The sequence below is a fragment of the Candidatus Paracaedibacter symbiosus genome, from assembly GCF_000757605.1.
Lineage (GTDB): Bacteria > Pseudomonadota > Alphaproteobacteria > Paracaedibacterales > Paracaedibacteraceae > Paracaedibacter_A > Paracaedibacter_A symbiosus.
In genome coordinates, this window is the sequence record NZ_JQAK01000001.1 from 227396 (window position 1) to 243423 (window position 16028).

The 16028-nt window shown below is 41.0% G+C and carries 15 protein-coding genes and 1 tRNA gene; 12 read left to right on the top strand and 4 right to left on the bottom strand.

Going from position 1 to position 16028, the window contains the following annotated elements; genetic code table 11:
• Positions 1-237 precede the first annotated feature (237 nt).
• Complete coding sequence (rpsP, locus tag IG80_RS0101115; protein ID WP_032112242.1) at positions 238-594, bottom strand: 30S ribosomal protein S16; 357 nt, start codon at positions 592-594, stop codon at positions 238-240.
• A 151-nt stretch (positions 595-745) separates the two neighbouring features.
• The gene (locus IG80_RS0101120) at positions 746-1075 is read right to left on the bottom strand and encodes a SemiSWEET family sugar transporter (protein WP_032112243.1); all 330 of its coding nucleotides are present in this window, start codon (positions 1073-1075) and stop codon (positions 746-748) included.
• Positions 1076-1416: 341 nt separating this feature from the next.
• Here IG80_RS0101120 and IG80_RS0101125 point away from each other — a divergent pair, with 341 nt between their 5' ends.
• Positions 1417-1893 carry an Hsp20/alpha crystallin family protein gene (locus tag IG80_RS0101125; protein WP_032112244.1) on the top strand — a complete coding sequence of 159 codons (477 nt, stop codon included), beginning with the start codon at positions 1417-1419 and terminating at the stop codon, positions 1891-1893.
• Positions 1894-1964: 71 nt separating this feature from the next.
• On the opposite strand, the gene ffh is transcribed toward IG80_RS0101125, so the two are convergent.
• On the bottom strand, positions 1965-3314 hold the full coding sequence (gene ffh / locus IG80_RS0101130) for a signal recognition particle protein (RefSeq protein ID WP_032113236.1): 1350 nt from the start codon (positions 3312-3314) through the stop codon (positions 1965-1967).
• 39 nt (positions 3315-3353) lie between these two features.
• Positions 3354-3430: transfer RNA gene (locus IG80_RS0101135), tRNA-Arg, on the bottom strand.
• A 376-nt stretch (positions 3431-3806) separates the two neighbouring features.
• Between IG80_RS0101135 and IG80_RS0101140 the strand changes: the two genes are divergently transcribed.
• From IG80_RS0101140 to lpxB, 11 genes are all read left to right on the top strand, one after another.
• Positions 3807-4547 carry an isoprenyl transferase gene (locus IG80_RS0101140; protein WP_052045832.1) on the top strand — a complete coding sequence of 247 codons (741 nt, stop codon included), beginning with the start codon at positions 3807-3809 and terminating at the stop codon, positions 4545-4547.
• Positions 4525-5334, top strand: coding sequence for a phosphatidate cytidylyltransferase (locus IG80_RS13010; protein WP_052045833.1), 810 nt, complete (start codon positions 4525-4527; stop codon positions 5332-5334). Before IG80_RS0101140 ends, IG80_RS13010 begins: the two co-directional genes overlap by 23 nt.
• Before the next feature lie 127 nt (positions 5335-5461).
• Complete coding sequence (gene dxr / locus IG80_RS0101150) at positions 5462-6628, top strand: 1-deoxy-D-xylulose-5-phosphate reductoisomerase (protein ID WP_032112245.1); 1167 nt, start codon at positions 5462-5464, stop codon at positions 6626-6628.
• A 74-nt stretch (positions 6629-6702) separates the two neighbouring features.
• Positions 6703-7845: an RIP metalloprotease RseP gene (gene rseP, locus IG80_RS0101155; protein ID WP_032112246.1), complete on the top strand. Its 1143-nt coding sequence runs from the start codon at positions 6703-6705 to the stop codon at positions 7843-7845.
• Positions 7846-7868: 23 nt separating this feature from the next.
• Positions 7869-10127 carry an outer membrane protein assembly factor BamA gene (gene bamA, locus IG80_RS0101160; RefSeq protein WP_032112247.1) on the top strand — a complete coding sequence of 753 codons (2259 nt, stop codon included), beginning with the start codon at positions 7869-7871 and terminating at the stop codon, positions 10125-10127.
• Between the two features lie 208 nt (positions 10128-10335).
• On the top strand, positions 10336-10935 hold the full coding sequence (locus tag IG80_RS0101165) for an OmpH/Skp family outer membrane protein (RefSeq protein WP_032112248.1): 600 nt from the start codon (positions 10336-10338) through the stop codon (positions 10933-10935).
• A gap of 16 nt (positions 10936-10951) precedes the next feature.
• Entirely contained in the window at positions 10952-11974 is a 1023-nt protein-coding gene (gene lpxD, locus IG80_RS0101170; protein WP_032112249.1) for a UDP-3-O-(3-hydroxymyristoyl)glucosamine N-acyltransferase, read from the top strand.
• Between the two features lie 417 nt (positions 11975-12391).
• Positions 12392-12868, top strand: a complete 477-nt coding sequence (gene fabZ, locus IG80_RS0101175; protein ID WP_032113239.1) for a 3-hydroxyacyl-ACP dehydratase FabZ — start codon at positions 12392-12394, stop codon at positions 12866-12868.
• 2 nt (positions 12869-12870) lie between these two features.
• Complete coding sequence (gene lpxA / locus IG80_RS0101180) at positions 12871-13686, top strand: acyl-ACP--UDP-N-acetylglucosamine O-acyltransferase (RefSeq protein WP_032112250.1); 816 nt, start codon at positions 12871-12873, stop codon at positions 13684-13686.
• Positions 13687-13690: 4 nt separating this feature from the next.
• On the top strand, positions 13691-14515 hold the full coding sequence (locus IG80_RS0101185; protein WP_198027059.1) for an LpxI family protein: 825 nt from the start codon (positions 13691-13693) through the stop codon (positions 14513-14515).
• 126 nt (positions 14516-14641) lie between these two features.
• Positions 14642-15811 carry a lipid-A-disaccharide synthase gene (gene lpxB, locus IG80_RS0101190; RefSeq protein WP_052045837.1) on the top strand — a complete coding sequence of 390 codons (1170 nt, stop codon included), beginning with the start codon at positions 14642-14644 and terminating at the stop codon, positions 15809-15811.
• Positions 15812-16028: the final 217 nt, after the last annotated feature.

Sequence of the window (16028 nt, forward strand, 5' to 3'; positions counted from 1 at the left end):
GCCCAAAAGACCGGACATACCTCCCATCTTCATCATGCCTTCAATTTGCTTGACCATATCATCGAGATCAAAGGTGCCTTTCGTAATAACTTCGTATAGCATACATTATACGAAGTTATACGATGACGTAATTTCAGCCATACAGATAAGATCTGAGGGAGAGCTCTCTTGTGAACCTTTATTATTTTTATTTTGCATAGTTCAAGAGCACCTAAAAAAGGGCCCTCCCCTTAAAGCTTATGCTTCGGCTGCTGCTGCTTTTGCAGCTTCTTCAGCTTTCAAGCGTTCTTGAGCTTTCTTCTTTGGAAGATTCTGTTTTGTTTGCTCGCGGCGTTCAGCAGCACCAACCAACCCAAGATTTGCCAAGAAACCAGTAACACGATCTGTTGGCTGCGCCCCTACGGAAAGCCAGTATTGAGCGCGTTCTTTGTCGATCACCAGGCGGTCTGCATGTCCTTGTTCCAATAAAGGATTGTAAGTACCGATTTTCTCAACAAAACGACCATCACGGGGGCTGGCTGCATCAGCAACAACAACACGATAAAATGGACGCTTTTTAGAACCGCCACGAGCCAAACGAATTTTCAAAGCCATTATTAATTGTCTCCAATAAAAATATCAATTGTATATCATCTAACGCAGAATTCAAATTTCATCAATAAAAAACTGTCTTAATCACCATATTTTTTAAAAAAATGTATTAATTTCCAGCAAAATGACGAAAGTGAGCCAGAAGATTACTCTCTCACCGATAAATATAGGTGACTGCGAAATTGATGCTAACCAAAAGACACCCCAGAATGTTAGAAAGAATAAGGGGCTTATCCCGCAGTACCATACTGTAAACAAACCAACTCACTGCACAAAACAATGCGACCCCAAGGCCAAACAAAGAAATATCCCCCGAACTTTGGCGTTTTACTGTCCTGATGATTTGCAAAAGGTTTGGAACTTGCCCCAAGATAGCAATAAATTGCATATATCTGATTAAAGACAGGGGAGGTCTTTTATTAAAAGTGCCGTCAGCTTGCCGATTAACCACTTTTTCAAAGTGCTTTCTATTTATTTTAGTCATGTACTTTAAGAAGAAGTTTTCGTGAATTTTATAGCTCCATTAATGCCAAAAATTAATGGATTTTAAATCGATAAATTAAAGAAATTATTCTCCTATTTTAGTAGGTTCTCTGAGCAGTCGAGAGAGCGTGGAACATACCGTTCAGCAGGTTTAAATTCCCCCCACAGAATTGTTATTTAATTTTACTTTTTTAAGAAGAATTCATTCTAGTTCAAATTATTTTTATTATTCCCCTCTTCTCACTCCTTAAAATCATATAAATGTTGAGAGGATAGATTAGGACGATTCAACTAATTCGTCGCTAGTAGTAACATCTGTTTTTTTAAAGTAGGAGTGATGTGATGTTGTGGAAAGAGATATTACCTTTTAGAAAGAGAACTAATCAGCCCTCTTTAACCAACTTTAGACAAGAAATAGACACGCTTTTTAACCGCTTTTTAGGTGATTTAGATGTATTTCCTCCCCTTTCTTCTGTTAGTCGTTTTCCTACTTTAAATATTTCAGAAACGAATGAAGAAATTACATTGAAAGCAGAGCTTCCTGGAGTCGAGGAAAATAACATCAAAATAGAAGTTAACCAGAACCAATTGACAATTAAAGGTGAGAAAAAAAATACCACTGAGGAAAAAGAGAAAGAAGGAAATTATTGGATGCAAGAAATCTCCTATGGAAGCTTTTCTCGAACAGTGTTTTTTCCTTTTGAGTTGGATGTAGAAAAAATAAAAGCATCATTTTCTAACGGAGTTTTATCAATTTCCGTTAAAAAACCTGCTGAAAATATTTCAGAAACAAAAAAAATTACTATCACCTCTCAATAACTCTTAGAGGTTCGGGGATAGATGCAACTTACCTAATACTGTCGGATTCACTATAAAAAATAAGAAAAGCCTTAACGACCAAGCAAGCCTTTCAATCCATTGCGCATCATCCCTTTTTGGCCCATTTTGCCAAATTTTTTCATCATTTGCTGCATTTGTTCAAACTGTTTAATTAAGCGATTCACATCCTGTACTTGAACCCCTGACCCACTGGCGATACGCTTGCGCCTGGATCCGTTCAACAACTTGGGATCTTTTCGTTCTTTTTTTGTCATCGATCGAATAATGGCAATTTGCCGTTTTAAAATGCTATCATCCATACCAGCTTTATCCAGCTGATCCTTCACCCGGCTCACGCCAGGCAACATGCCCAAAAGACCGGACATACCTCCCATCTTCATCATGCCTTCAATTTGCTTGACCATATCATCGAGATCAAAGGTGCCTTTTTGCATTTTTTTAGCCATGCGCTCAGCTTCATCCTGGTCCACGACGGATGCGGCACGCTCTACCAGACTGACGATATCCCCCATATCTAAAATGCGACCAGCAATCCGCTCAGGTTGAAACAGCTCCAGCTGATCCAGCTTTTCTCCCATTCCCATAAATTTAATTGGTCGACCAGTCACAGCACGCATCGACAGAGCCGCACCTCCCCGTGCATCACCATCCAAGCGTGTTAGGATAATCCCAGTAATCCCAACCTTTTCATTAAATTCTTTAGCGATCGTTACCGCATCTTGACCAGTCATGGCATCGGCTACCAAAAACGTCTCCACTGGATTGGCAAGATTTTTGACCGCAGTCACTTCTTCCATTAGACCTTCATCAATATGAAGACGCCCAGCTGTGTCCAGAATCAGTACGTCTATACCCTGGGCCTTAGCTAGCTGTAATGCCCGTTTTGTAATTTCTAAAGGCTTTTCTGATGCCACAATTGGCACTGTGGCGACACTCAGCTGCTGTCCTAAAGTCTCCAATTGCTGTTGCGCCGCTGGGCGATAAATGTCTAAGGACGCCAGCAGCACTTTTTTCTTGTGATGATCTGTAATGTACTTGGCAAGTTTACCAGAAGATGTTGTTTTTCCCGATCCTTGCAACCCTACCATCAAAATAACGGCAGGTGGCACCGCGGCGAGATTGAGCTTTTCTGTCTCTTGTCCCAGCATTTCCTGAAGGTGGTCATGGACAATTTTCACCACCATTTGGCCTGGGCTGATGCTTTTTATAATGTCTTGGCCGATTGCCTTTTCGCGAACAGATTCAATAAACTGCTTCACAACGGGCAATGCGACGTCGGCTTCTAAAAGCGCAATTCTGACTTCACGCAATGCCGCATTCACGTCTGCCTCAGTCAGAGCGCCTCTATTCCTTATTTTATCAAGAATGCCAGTGAGTTTTGTTGAGAGTGACTGAAACATGCAAGCCAGACCTTTATCCTGAAGGAAATTTGGTGGAGATGGCGCGCCCAGGAGGATTCGAACCCCCGACCTGCGGCTTAGAAGGCCGTCGCTCTATCCAGCTGAGCTATGGGCGCACATGAGCTTATTATTAACGAAAAACCACTCCCGAGCGCAAGCAAAATTTATCGGAGTTGAATGAATTTTAAAACTATCCCTCTAACTGGAAGGTAGGCAATTAGAGCGAGCAGGCAGGGGACGACTTTAAATTCACAACCAGTGAGTTAGAATGGCAGAAATCCATATTTGCTCCCTCAAGTATTACCGATAGAGTTGTGTTTTAAAGGGATTTTATAGTGCCTTGATCATTTCTAGAAAGAGATTTCAACTTAAATTGAGCCTCAGGGTATTTGGTTTTATAAATTTGTTTTTTACTAGCTTTTTGCTGGTAAACCATTTAGAACTTAAAACAGGATTATTAATAAAATTTTAACTTTTTGATACAACAGACTTATGATTGAAGACCAAGCGAAAAATCAAATTCCAAAGGAAATCCCTCATCATATCGCAATTGTTATGGATGGGAATGGCCGATGGGCATTGCGACGTGGGTTGCCTACTATTGCTGGTCACAAAGCAGGAGCTGAGGCATTAAAAAAAATTTGTCAAGCTGCTGCCAACCTCGGCGTCACTCACCTCACTGTCTATGCTTTTTCTACAGAAAATTGGCGCCGCCCCTCATCTTGGATCGTGGAGCTAATGGATCTGTTAAAGTACTATCTGAAATTTGAACTAAAAGATCTTATTAAAAATAATATTCGTCTTCATGTGATTGGGGATCAGACACGTCTTTCTGGTGATCTGAGGCAGCTTGTTGATGATGCGGTGGAAAAAACAAAAAAGAATGATGGAATCAATTTAATTATTGCTCTCAGTTATGGAGGGCGTAATGAAATTGTTCATGCAGCTAAAGCGATTGCTGAAAAGGTAAAAGAGGACAAGTTAACATTCGACAACATCGATGAAGAGATGTTTGCAAAACACCTCTATACCAGTAAGTTCCCAGACCCCGATTTATTAATCCGTACCAGTGGTGAAATGCGAATTAGTAATTTTCTTTTATGGCAGCTAGCCTATGCTGAACTTTATTTTACCAATAAATTATGGCCAGAATTCAGCGAGGATGATTTAAAAGCAGCCATAGAAGAGTATCAAAATAGAGAGCGTCGCTATGGTACAACAGTTGGTTCATAAACAATTTTCTAATCAAACCTTACGCATCATGACGGCTGCATGTTTAATTCCAGCAGTTGTGGCGGTTATTTGGTTGGGATCACCCTACTTTGACATCTTTATTATTGCAGCATCTTTCATGTTGCTGCATGAATGGTCGAGGATGTCGCTTGGTACTTCTACGAATCCCTTTCCTTATTTGATATGTTTTTTAACATTAGGGCTAATTTACCTTGATTTTTCAGCTAAAAAATATTTGCAATATATGATGTTATCTCTTGGCCTATTTATTATCCCCCACATTGCGCAAAAGCGTACGATTAAAGATTTTATTTTCCATATTATTGGAACACTTTATATTTCTGCATCAGTTTATTTGATCATTTATTTTGTCCATGAAGGTCTCACTCTCTATTTCTTATGGATCTTAACTGTTGTGTGGGCCTCTGACTCTGGGGCTTATTTTGCAGGAAAAAATATAGGTGGCCCAAAACTTGCACCTCGCGTTAGCCCTAACAAAACATGGTCTGGGTTTATCGGTGGTATTGTCGCCTCAATGATTGTTGGTAGTTGCCTGGGTTGTTATTTGCAAGACCTTTATATCACCTGGTGGCAGATGGCTGCCGTTTCCTTTTACCTTTCCTTGATGAGTCATTTGGGTGATTTACTTGAATCCATTGTCAAACGTTACTTCAATGTCAAAGATTCTGGGGGGATACTTCCTGGTCATGGTGGCCTTTTAGACCGGTTGGATAGCACTCTCCTTGCCTCTTTTGCCGCAGGATTACTGCTTGTTCTAGGAATATAGTTATGTATTCATTGGTTTTCAAAATCCAGGCGGATGCGTTTTTATGGGACTAAAGCCACATCCAATGCGAAGCCAGAAACCGGCATCTTCAGGTTATCTGAGTATAGATAGTCATATAGGATAAAAAATGTCTGCCCCACAAAAAATTTCTATTTTTGGCGCTACGGGCTCTATTGGCCAAAGCACTCTTGACCTTGTAGGGGCAACCCCCGACGCTTTTAAGGTTATTGCTCTTACGGCCCAAAAAAATGTCACCAAACTAGCCGATGCTGCCATTCAAACTGGTGCACAATACGCCGTTATTGCCGACTCCTCTCAATATGAAACATTAAACAATTTACTTGTAGGAACAAAGACAACAGTTCTTTGCGGCAAAGAAGGGCTTTTAGAAGTTGCCCAGATAGAGGTGGATACAGTCATCTCTGCCGTTGTGGGTCTGGCTGGCTTAGAGATGACCTATGCTGCTATTCCTTACTGTCGTAAGCTAGCGCTTGCCAATAAGGAATCCATCGTTGCCGCGGGTGAACAAATCCTGGCACTGGCTACTGAGCATAGTACCAAAATAGTTCCAGTTGACTCAGAGCACAGTGCTATTTTCCAAGTATTTGAGGAACAGAACCGAGCGCAGCTTAATAAACTTATCCTTACCGCTTCAGGGGGGCCCTTTCGTTGTTTAGCTAGCGCAGAATTTGCCAATATTACCGTTGAAAAAGCATTAAAACATCCAAATTGGGATATGGGGGCAAAAATCACCATTGATTGCGCTACTCTTGCCAATAAAGGATTGGAACTTATTGAAGCAGCACTCCTTTTCAACGTACCAGAACACCAAATTGATGTGATTGTACATCCTGAATCTATTATACATTCCCTAGTTGCCTATCAAGATGGTTCAACTCTTGCCCAATTGGGAATGCCTGATATGCGCACAGCCATTTCCTATGCCCTTGGCTGGCCTTACCGTCATAAGACGTTGGTCAAACCACTCAATCTTATTGAGATGGGTAAACTAACCTTTGAAGCTCCTGACCTTACCCGCTTTCCGGCCTTAAGATTGGCACGGCAAGCTTTGAAAAACTGTCAAGGACAACGGATTATTTTTAATACAGCTAATGAAATAGCCGTAGAAAACTTCTTAAACCATCGTCTTTCTTTTATAGAGATTCCTAAAATCATCGAGATGATGCTTGAAAAAACCACACCGCCCAAACTAAATTGTGTAGCGGATGTTATTGATTTTGATAGATATTTGCGCCATCACACGCAACAAATTATTCAACAATTTCAATTTTGATAAAAATCCCCATTTTAAACTGATTAACAATCGGTTAATGTGTTGCTAACCTTAACTGCCAAACGAGGCTTTTTATGTCGTACTTACTTGGAAACATCACCGAATATGTCATTCCTTTTCTGATCGTTCTAACCGTTTTAGTTTTTATTCATGAGCTTGGTCACTATTTGGTGGCGCGGTGGAATGGCGTTAAAATTGATGTGTTTTCAATCGGCTTTGGCCCAGAGATCTTTGGCTGGACTGATAAAGCTCAAACACGCTGGAAATTCAGTCTCATACCGCTTGGCGGCTATGTGCGTATGTATGGCGATGCCGATAGCAGCAGTAGAGCTGACTCCCAATCACTCTCTGCCATGGATGAGGCGGAAAAAGCCAAAACCCTTCATGGTAAAACCGTAGGTCAACGCATGGCGGTTGTCGCCGCTGGTCCTATTGCTAACTATCTTTTAGCGATGATTTTGATGACAGGAATCTTTGCTATTAAGGGTGAACCGATCATCAACAATCAAATCGGTGGTGTCATTGCGGGGAGCGTTGCTGAACATTTGGGGCTTCAAAAAGATGATCGCATCATCAAGATTAATGAAACACCTGTTAGTACTTTTGATGATATTCGTGCCCTTATTCCACCTTTAAAAGGACAAGATATACGAGTAACAGTGGAGCGTCCAGAAGAAGGAAAAGCGGAAAAAGCAACAGTAATTGCAACTGGTAAAATGGCACAACTTGATGCCGAGACTAAAGAATTTAAACCAACTCAACACTTAGGTGTTCGTCCTGGCGGGATGGATTACCAACAGTTAGGACTGCTTGCTGCCATTGGGCAAGCGGCAAAAACTTGTTATAAAATGACAGTGGATACTCTCGCCAGCATTGGACAAATGCTTACCTTTAATCGATCTTCTAGCGAACTCGTTGGTATTCTTGGCATGGGTGAAATGGCTGGAGAAAGCGCCAAAAGTGGTTTGGTTTCTCTATTCTGGTTCATGGCTATTTTGTCCGTGAATCTCGGTATGGTCAATCTTTTACCTATCCCCGTCCTTGACGGAGGCCACTTGGTATTCTATGCCATAGAGGGTATTCGCGGCAAGCCAGTAAGCGTGAGAGCCCAAGAAATTGCATTTACCGTTGGCTTAGTCATCGTCCTATTTGCCATGTTTTTATCAACAAAAAACGATTTAGTTCGTTTTAACATCCTTAGCTGGTTCAAGTTTTAAATTAATAAAGGCTCGCCGAAGTTATGACAAAGAAATATATTACTGGATTATTACTAACCTCTTTTTTGTTGGCTCCCAGCGCTTTTGCTGAAACAATTCGCTCAATTGAAATTACAGGTAATAAACGTATTGAATCAGAAACGGTTCTTTCTTATATCCCCTTAAAAGCTGGATCCTCTTATGATCAGGTAACCATTGACCAGGCGCTAAAAGATCTTTATGCAACGGGTTATTTTTCCGATGTGCAGATTAAACATCACCAGGGTACCATTGTCGTTGATATCATTGAAAATGCCATTATCAACAAAGTTGCTTTTGAGGGAAATGACAAGATTAAAGACGATAAACTTCAAGAAGAAGTTCAATTGCGTCCACGTGAAGTCTTGTCTCGCACAAAAATCCAAGCAGCTCAACAACGCATTCTTGACCTTTATCGCCGCATGGGCCGTTATGGTGCCACTGTTGAGCCAAAGATCATTAAACTTGATGAAAATCGGGTTGATTTGGTTTTTGAAATCAATGAAGGTGAAGTCACGTATGTCCGAAAAGTCAATTTCATCGGCAATAAGCACATCGACTCTGACAAACTAGAAAAAATCTTGCTCACAAAGCGGACACGCTGGTATCGTTTCTTTGCAGCGGATGATACTTATGATCCAGAACGTTTTGTGGCTGACCAACATTTCTTGCGTCAATATTACTATGACAATGGGTATCCTGATTTCCGTATTGTCTCTGCAGTAGCTGAGCTTTCTGTTGACCAGAAAGACTTGTATCTCACCTTTACCATTGAAGAAGGTGAACGATATACTTTTGATAAAGTAACTGTGAAATCAGATATTAAACGTCTACCTCCCGAAGCTCTCAAAGGCAAGATTAACTTTTCTGCAGGGGATTGGTATTCTGGGCGCAATATTGAAAAAAGCATGACGGATATGACAGAAGCAGCAAGTGCTGCCGGTTTTGCCTTTGCTCAAGTAGACCCTATTATTGAAAAAAATAGAGAAAAGAAAACCGTTGATATCACCTTTGAAATAAAAGAAGGTCCCCGCGTTTATGTTGAGCGGGTTGAGATTCGCGGTAATGACCGAACCAAAGACGCCGTAATTCGTCGTGAAATTCGCCTCCATGAGGGCGATGCCTATAATAGTGTGTATGTCAAACGTGCAGAACAAAATTTGAATGACCTTGGTTATTTCAAAAAAGTAGAAATCGTCACCGAACCTGGCAGCGCTCCTGATAAAGCAAAAATCATCATAAAAGTTGAAGAACAACCAACTGGTGAACTTGGTATCGCGGGAGGATTCTCAAGCCTTGACCGCGCCCTTGGTAACGTTCATTTCACGGAGCGCAACCTTATGGGAACGGGACGTTCTGTTTCGATCGATGCAACGATTGCTTCTCGTCGTCAGGACTTTGATATTGGGATTAGTGATCCTTACTTTCTTGGTTATAACCTGGAAGGTGGTGCCAACATATTCCACACACGTTCAACTCGTCTGAGTCACTTTACTCAAGAATCAACGGGTACGCGATTACATGTTGGCTATACGTTGGCAGAAAATTGGTATCAAACACTTTCTTATGGTTTACGCCAAGATAAATTACTAGATGTACCTGATATAGCCTCACTTTACCTCAAACAACAGGCGGGCAAATATCTGGACTCCTCTATTGCGCAGGCGCTTACCTACGACAGACGTAATAGTCGGCGCGAACCAACAGCTGGATACAATGTGACGTTGAGCAATAGCTATTCCGGTCTTGGCGGTAACGTTAACTATTTAAAGAACTCATTAGGCGCGTCGGCTTACTATACCCCAATTGAGGAGGTCACAATTAACGCACGGGCTACCATTGGGAATGTAAACAGAGTTTCCTCAAAGCCTGTTCGTTTGGTTGACAGTATCTTTTTGGGTAACGAAAGCTTCCGTGGATTTAGCTATGGCGGTTTAGGCCCGCGTGACGCTCGCACCAACGATCCACTTGGGGGGACATTGTATTGGGTCACGAGCTTAGAGGCTATGTTTCCAATTGGGCTGCCCAACGAATTTGGGGTTAAAGGCGCTGTCTTCACTGATATTGGGTCGGTTTGGAAAACAGCCCAAAATATGCCAGGAGTGAGTGTAAATGATAGTAAATCAGCTCGTATTTCCGTCGGTGTTGGGATTGCTTGGAAATCGCCTCTTGGCCCATTGCGCCTAGACTACGCGATTCCACTTAAAAAACAATCCTTCGACCAACCAGAAAGATTCTTGTTTGGGGTATCGAGCCGGTTTTAAACTTATGCTGATTGCCTTCTCCGCCCAAGCCTCGTCATTGCAAACGAGGAGAGCAAGCGCGAGGGGGCAATCTCATTCCTATCTTCACGAGAGGGATTATCACGTCACTGCGTTCTTCGTAAGGGCATATCTGAAATGATGTGTCGGGAGTTTGAGAGACGAGCAGTTATTTGCACATAACACATTGATGAATTAAGAAGTTTTTTGTATGAAGCAAGTTCCTAAAACCAAAATCATTATGAGTGCTATCACAGGCATCTTTTTCATCACTATGCTGTTTTGTCTCGTAAAATACTATTATAAAGCGCCCATAATCTCTCCTCCTCCCCAGGTTGCTGTAGGGATTGTTAATTTATCGGTGATTCGCAATGAAGGTCTTGTTTTTAAAAGTTTTCAAGAATTGATTGCCGAGCAATATAAAAGGTTTCATTCTGAAATACTGGCGCAGGAAAATGAACTTCGAGCAAGTTTTGATGAGATTAAACGCCTAGAAAGCACAGCTAAAAAGCCAGCAGCAGAGCTGCAACAACGGCGATCACAGCTTGATCAAAAAGTAATTGAACTTGAAAAAAATATTCGTGATAAAAAAGAAAAATTAAATGCAAGTTTAGCCGCTGCTACCAATGAAATTGAGCAAACAATTCATGAAATTGTTGTTGAGATTGCAAAAAATCGTGGTCTCAATCTTGTCTTTAACGCCACAATTTTAGATGCTCCCGTCTTACTTTATGGCGGAAAAGAGCTTGATATCACCCCCGATATATTAGAGGCATTAGATCAACGACTACCAATAGCCCATTTACACTAAAAAATAAGAGTTACTCATGATTGATTCAAAATTTTATAGAAATACAGGTCCTTACACTGCCGCCCAATTAGCTGAGATGATGAAACTCGAAATAGTCAATTGTGACTTAAAGAAAGAAATAAACGGCGTAGCACCTTTGCATTTGGCAAATGGCTCAGACCTCACTTTTTATCACAATCCCAAATATAAAGATGTTTTGCAAGTGACAGAGGCTGGGATTTGTATTATTCACCCTGATAATAAAGATCATGCTCCCTCCCATGTTGGTTTACTCTTAAGCAAAACTCCTTACCGAACCTATGCTGAAATTGCTGGCATTTTCTATCAACAAAAACCGTCACAGCCAAGTGGTACCCATCCCAATGCAGTGATTGCTTTATCCGCTAAAATTGGAATCAATTGTTCTATTGGAGCATTTTGCGTTATCGGTGAGGAGGTTGAAATAGGCGATGACTGCACTCTTGAAGCTCACACTGTTATTCATAATGGGGTAAAAATTGGCACTAATTGTTATTTTGGCTCCCAGACTGTTGTCAGCCACGCCCTCATTGGCGACAATGTTTATGTAAAGTGTGGTGCTAAAATTGGGCAAAAGGGATTTGGTTTTGACATTGGTCCGGATGGTCATTTTTCTGTCCCTCAACTTGGTCGTGTAATTATTGAAGATAATGTTGAAATTGGGGCCAATACCACCGTTGATCGGGGAGCCTCTGGTGATACCATTATTCACAAAGGCGTTCGTATTGATAATCTTTGCCAGATTGCCCATAACGTTGAGCTGGGCGACCATAGTATTATTATCTCTCAAACCGGCATCTCGGGTAGCACAAAATTTGGGAAAAATGTTATTGCCGGCGGACAGTCAGGTTTTACGGGCCACCTTAAAATTGGCGATAATGCGCGTATAGCTGCTCAATCTGGCATTATGACTGATGTTGAGCCAAATGTTGCCATGATGGGATCTCCTGCAATAAAGCATCGAGATTTTTTAAAACAACAAATTCACCTTAATCGATTAGCAAAGGTTACGCGTTCATAATAATTTAGGCCATCATGTCAGCAGTAGTGGCCAATTAATTTGGCGGGGCCAGACCCTAACCGGTGAAGCGAACATGCCCATTGCCGCTAAGGCGTCAGGGAAGAAGAAACTGGGACTTTTAGTTTAAAAATGAGCAAGTTTTTATAAATCTCCGCCGATTTCCTAGCATGACAGACAGCTTACAATAGTGTAAAAAAACTATGTGAATGGAGTTGCGTGTTTTGATTTCTTGTACAAAAAATTTTAATAAGCGAGATATAGATATCTTGTCAGAAAAATAACTTGTCTCTCACCCAAAATGTGCAAGAACATATTGATAATTTAGTTAATCTTTGCCAGTATGCGTTGAAGAAAAACATTTTTAATTTTAAGTTGAATAATAACTATAAAAGAAAAAACAGGCAATTAGAGGAATTTATGACTGAATCTGAAGGATACATCTCAGAGATTAATATCGATGAAATTCAACGCCTTATTCCCCATCGATATCCATTTTTGTTGATTGATAAACTTGTTGACATACAGCTTGGCTTGAAAGCCACTGGCATAAAAAACGTTACGATGAATGAATGGTTTTTTCAAGGGCATTTCCCAGAAAAACCAATCATGCCAGGCGTTTTAATTGTTGAAGCTATGGCACAAGCAGCAGGTGCTCTGGTTATTAAAACACTCGAACAGCAACAAGGACATCAACCCCAAAAGAAGCGAAGTGTCTTCTTTATGTCCATCGAAGAAGCCAAGTTCCGTAAACCTGTTTTCCCTGGTGATACCTTACTTCTCAAAGTTACTTTTGTTAAGAGTAAAGGCCCTGTTTGGAAGTTTTCTGGTCAAGCTTGGGTGGGTGAGCAATTGATGGACGAAGCAACCTTTACAGCAATGATTACGGACAAATAAGCATGACAGTAGTAACTATACATCCTTTAGCTATTGTGGAAGAAGGCGCCGAGATTGGAAACAATGTCCATATTGGTCCCTTTTGCCATGTTGGTCCCCAGGTAAAGCTGGGTGATAACGTTGATCTAAAGTCACATGTTGTCGTTGCAGGTCATACGACGATTGAGGAACACACTGTCGTATTTCCTTTCGCTAGCCTTGGGCATGTACCTCAAGATAAAAAATTTCAAGGTGAACACTCATCTCTTGAAATTGGTAAGCGTAACATTATTCGCGAATATGTGACTATTAATCCTGGCACTGAAGGGGGCGGCAGTCTGACAAAAGTGGGGAATGATGGGCTCTTCATGATTGGTGTACACATCGCCCATGATTGTCATATAGGTAATCATGTTATTTTTGCAAATCATGCCACCCTTGCAGGGCATGTCCATGTTGGTGATCACGCAATTATCGGTGGGCTGTCAGCAATTCACCAATTTGTCCGCATTGGCGAGCACGCCATGATTGGGGGTATGTCGGGTGCTGAACAAGATGTAATTCCCTATGGCGTAATTGTAGGGGAACGAGCTCATCTTTCAGGTCTAAATCTTATTGGCCTCAAACGTCGTAATTTTTCACCAGGGGCTATTAACCAGTTACGTGATGCTTATAAAATTTTATTTGATAAAAACATCAAGGATTTTGAAAACTCTACGCTTTTGGAACGAATTGAAAAAGTAATATCACAATACAAAGACTCTGAAGAAGTGATGCACGTTGTTAACTTCATCAAAAATGACTCCAAACGCAACATTTGTATGCCCAAATATGGCTAATAACTTGTCAGATAACAAACCCCTTGGATTAATTGCCGGACAGGGAGATCTTCCTCGCCTCATTATTAAAAAATGTGCGATGCAAAATCGCCCTATTTTTGTAGCCGCAATAGAAGGTCAAACCCCTCCTGAAACGGTGAAGGATATTGATCACATTTGGCTAAAAATCGGTAAAATTGGTTCGTTTATTGAGGCGTTTAATAAACATAAAATTAAAGAGGTGGTTTTCGCCGGCGGCATTAAACGGCCAAATTTCAGCAATATTTCCCTTGACTGGGAAGGTGTAAAATTAGCTGCTGCTATTAGTTATAAAACATTGGGGGATGATGCAATTTTAACGGCGATTACTGACTTATTGGAATCAAAAGGTTTTCGCATTCTCGCACCTGCGGACATTTTACATGATATACGTCCAAAAGCTGGGGTTCTAACCTTAAAATCACCAACTGAAGAAGAGATTGCCGATATTAATAAAGGTATTAGAATTCTTGACTTGTTAAGTAGCGGTGATGTTGGCCAGGCAATTATTATACAAATGGGACAAGTGCTGGGTATTGAGGCGATAGAAGGAACAGAACAACTGATCCGACGCGTTCGTGACTATAAGTTGGCGACTGAAGGTGGTCTATTGGTGAAAACGCCAAAAATTCAGCAAAACCTTAAAATTGATTTACCCACCATTGGCATCCAAACCTTGCATCAATTACATGCTTCTCAATTAAATGGAGTTGCAATTGAGGCTGATCGTTCACAAATCATTGATCAAGAGGCTGTCATTAAGCTTGCAAATGAGTTGGGTCTCTTTATTTACGTTTTTAACACGAACTGAGTTTCAGCTCACTTCCCCTGGGAGAGTTGAATTAAAAATAATTTTGAGGCATTTTTAGTTGAAAATGATACCAAATTTCGATGTCATCTCTAAATTTCCAGTCATGATGGGTACAGAGAAAAACAAATGAAACTATTTATCTCAAGCGCCGAACCATCAGGTGATATTATTGCAGCTGAAGTATTGAATTCATTGAAAAGCCGTCTGAATGGATATCCATTGCACATGAGTGGAATCGGTGGGCAGTACTCTGAAAAGCAAGGATTGAAATCCCTCTTCCCCATGTCTGACATTACCGTTCATGGTATTGTTGAGGTATTGCCGAAGGTTTTCCAGATTTTGAAGCGTATTCGGCAAACGGCTGATCATATTATTTCTCAAAATCCTGATCTAGTTATAACCATTGATGCCTTTGATTTTCACATTCGAGTTGTCAAGCGCCTGCGAAAAAAAGGATTTACCGGCAAAGTAATTCACCTGGTGGCGCCTGCTGTATGGGCCTGGGGAGCAGGCAGAGCCCCCAAGTTGATGCGTTATTATGATACGCTTTATTGTCTTCTTCCGTTCGAACCCCCCTATTTTGAAAAAGAAGGGTTTCAAGCGCTCTACGTTGGCAATCCAGTATTGCAGCGCTTTGAAAAACAACAACCAACCCCCCATTTCCGTCATAAATATGGTATCCGCGAGGAAGCTTTTGTACTCACGATTCTCCCTGGCAGCAGACAATCTGAAGTAAGTCGTTTGCTGGACGAATTTTTGGCAAGCGCCCAACTGCTTTTGCCTTATGTACCAGACATTCATGTAGCTATCCCGACTTTTGAACAATTTGAGGGGCTAATTGCTGAAAAATGTAAAGAGTATGATTTTCCCATTTCAATTATCACACAAGAAGATAAGCTGGGATGTTTTGCTAATACGAATTTTGCAATTGCCGCCAGTGGGACCGTCGCACTTGAATTAGGTTTATTTAATTTTCCATTTATTATCGCCTACAAGACGTCCCCTATCACCCTATGGATTGCCAAATTAATTGCTAAGGTCAACTATATTTGTTTAATTAATATTTTGATGAACAAATTGGTTGTCCCTGAGCTGATCCAAGAAAAGTGTAACGCCCATACTATTTTTGAAACGGCCCTCTCTCTCATTCAAGACAAAAAGAAGGTCAAACTTTTTCATCATGATAAGCAACAGGCGTTATCAATGCTGAAAGCTCATAAAGAAAGCATGCCTGATTACCTCACGCAGCATCTATTAAAGGAAATGCCGCCAGCTTCCTGGCAAAAAATAACATGAAGTGAAAGGGCAATTCACCCGAGAATTGATAAAAATAAATGGCCTTCCCTTGGAAAAGGACAAGCATGTGGATAAGAAAATACTTGCAATAATTCTTTTCATTGCTAAACCTATATACTATAAATTATTAAGTAAGATAAATATCCTGTCCGTTATTGAAACGCATCCTTTCTTGAAACGCGAGGATATGCCCAAGGAGATTCTTATTTCAGTGTTC

Bases quoted from the DNA above. Each gene is read 5' to 3' on its own strand.
- rpsP (WP_032112242.1), bottom strand. From the start codon at position 594: ATGGCTTTGAAAATTCGTTTGGCTCGTGGCGGTTCTAAAAAGCGTCCA.
- IG80_RS0101120 (WP_032112243.1), bottom strand. From the start codon at position 1,075: ATGACTAAAATAAATAGAAAGCACTTTGAAAAAGTGGTTAATCGGCAA.
- IG80_RS0101125 (WP_032112244.1), top strand. From the start codon at position 1,417: ATGTTGTGGAAAGAGATATTACCTTTTAGAAAGAGAACTAATCAGCCC.
- ffh (WP_032113236.1), bottom strand. From the start codon at position 3,314: ATGTTTCAGTCACTCTCAACAAAACTCACTGGCATTCTTGATAAAATA.
- IG80_RS0101140 (WP_052045832.1), top strand. From the start codon at position 3,807: ATGATTGAAGACCAAGCGAAAAATCAAATTCCAAAGGAAATCCCTCAT.
- IG80_RS13010 (WP_052045833.1), top strand. From the start codon at position 4,525: ATGGTACAACAGTTGGTTCATAAACAATTTTCTAATCAAACCTTACGC.
- dxr (WP_032112245.1), top strand. From the start codon at position 5,462: ATGTCTGCCCCACAAAAAATTTCTATTTTTGGCGCTACGGGCTCTATT.
- rseP (WP_032112246.1), top strand. From the start codon at position 6,703: ATGTCGTACTTACTTGGAAACATCACCGAATATGTCATTCCTTTTCTG.
- bamA (WP_032112247.1), top strand. From the start codon at position 7,869: ATGACAAAGAAATATATTACTGGATTATTACTAACCTCTTTTTTGTTG.
- IG80_RS0101165 (WP_032112248.1), top strand. From the start codon at position 10,336: ATGAAGCAAGTTCCTAAAACCAAAATCATTATGAGTGCTATCACAGGC.
- lpxD (WP_032112249.1), top strand. From the start codon at position 10,952: ATGATTGATTCAAAATTTTATAGAAATACAGGTCCTTACACTGCCGCC.
- fabZ (WP_032113239.1), top strand. From the start codon at position 12,392: ATGACTGAATCTGAAGGATACATCTCAGAGATTAATATCGATGAAATT.
- lpxA (WP_032112250.1), top strand. From the start codon at position 12,871: ATGACAGTAGTAACTATACATCCTTTAGCTATTGTGGAAGAAGGCGCC.
- lpxB (WP_052045837.1), top strand. From the start codon at position 14,642: ATGAAACTATTTATCTCAAGCGCCGAACCATCAGGTGATATTATTGCA.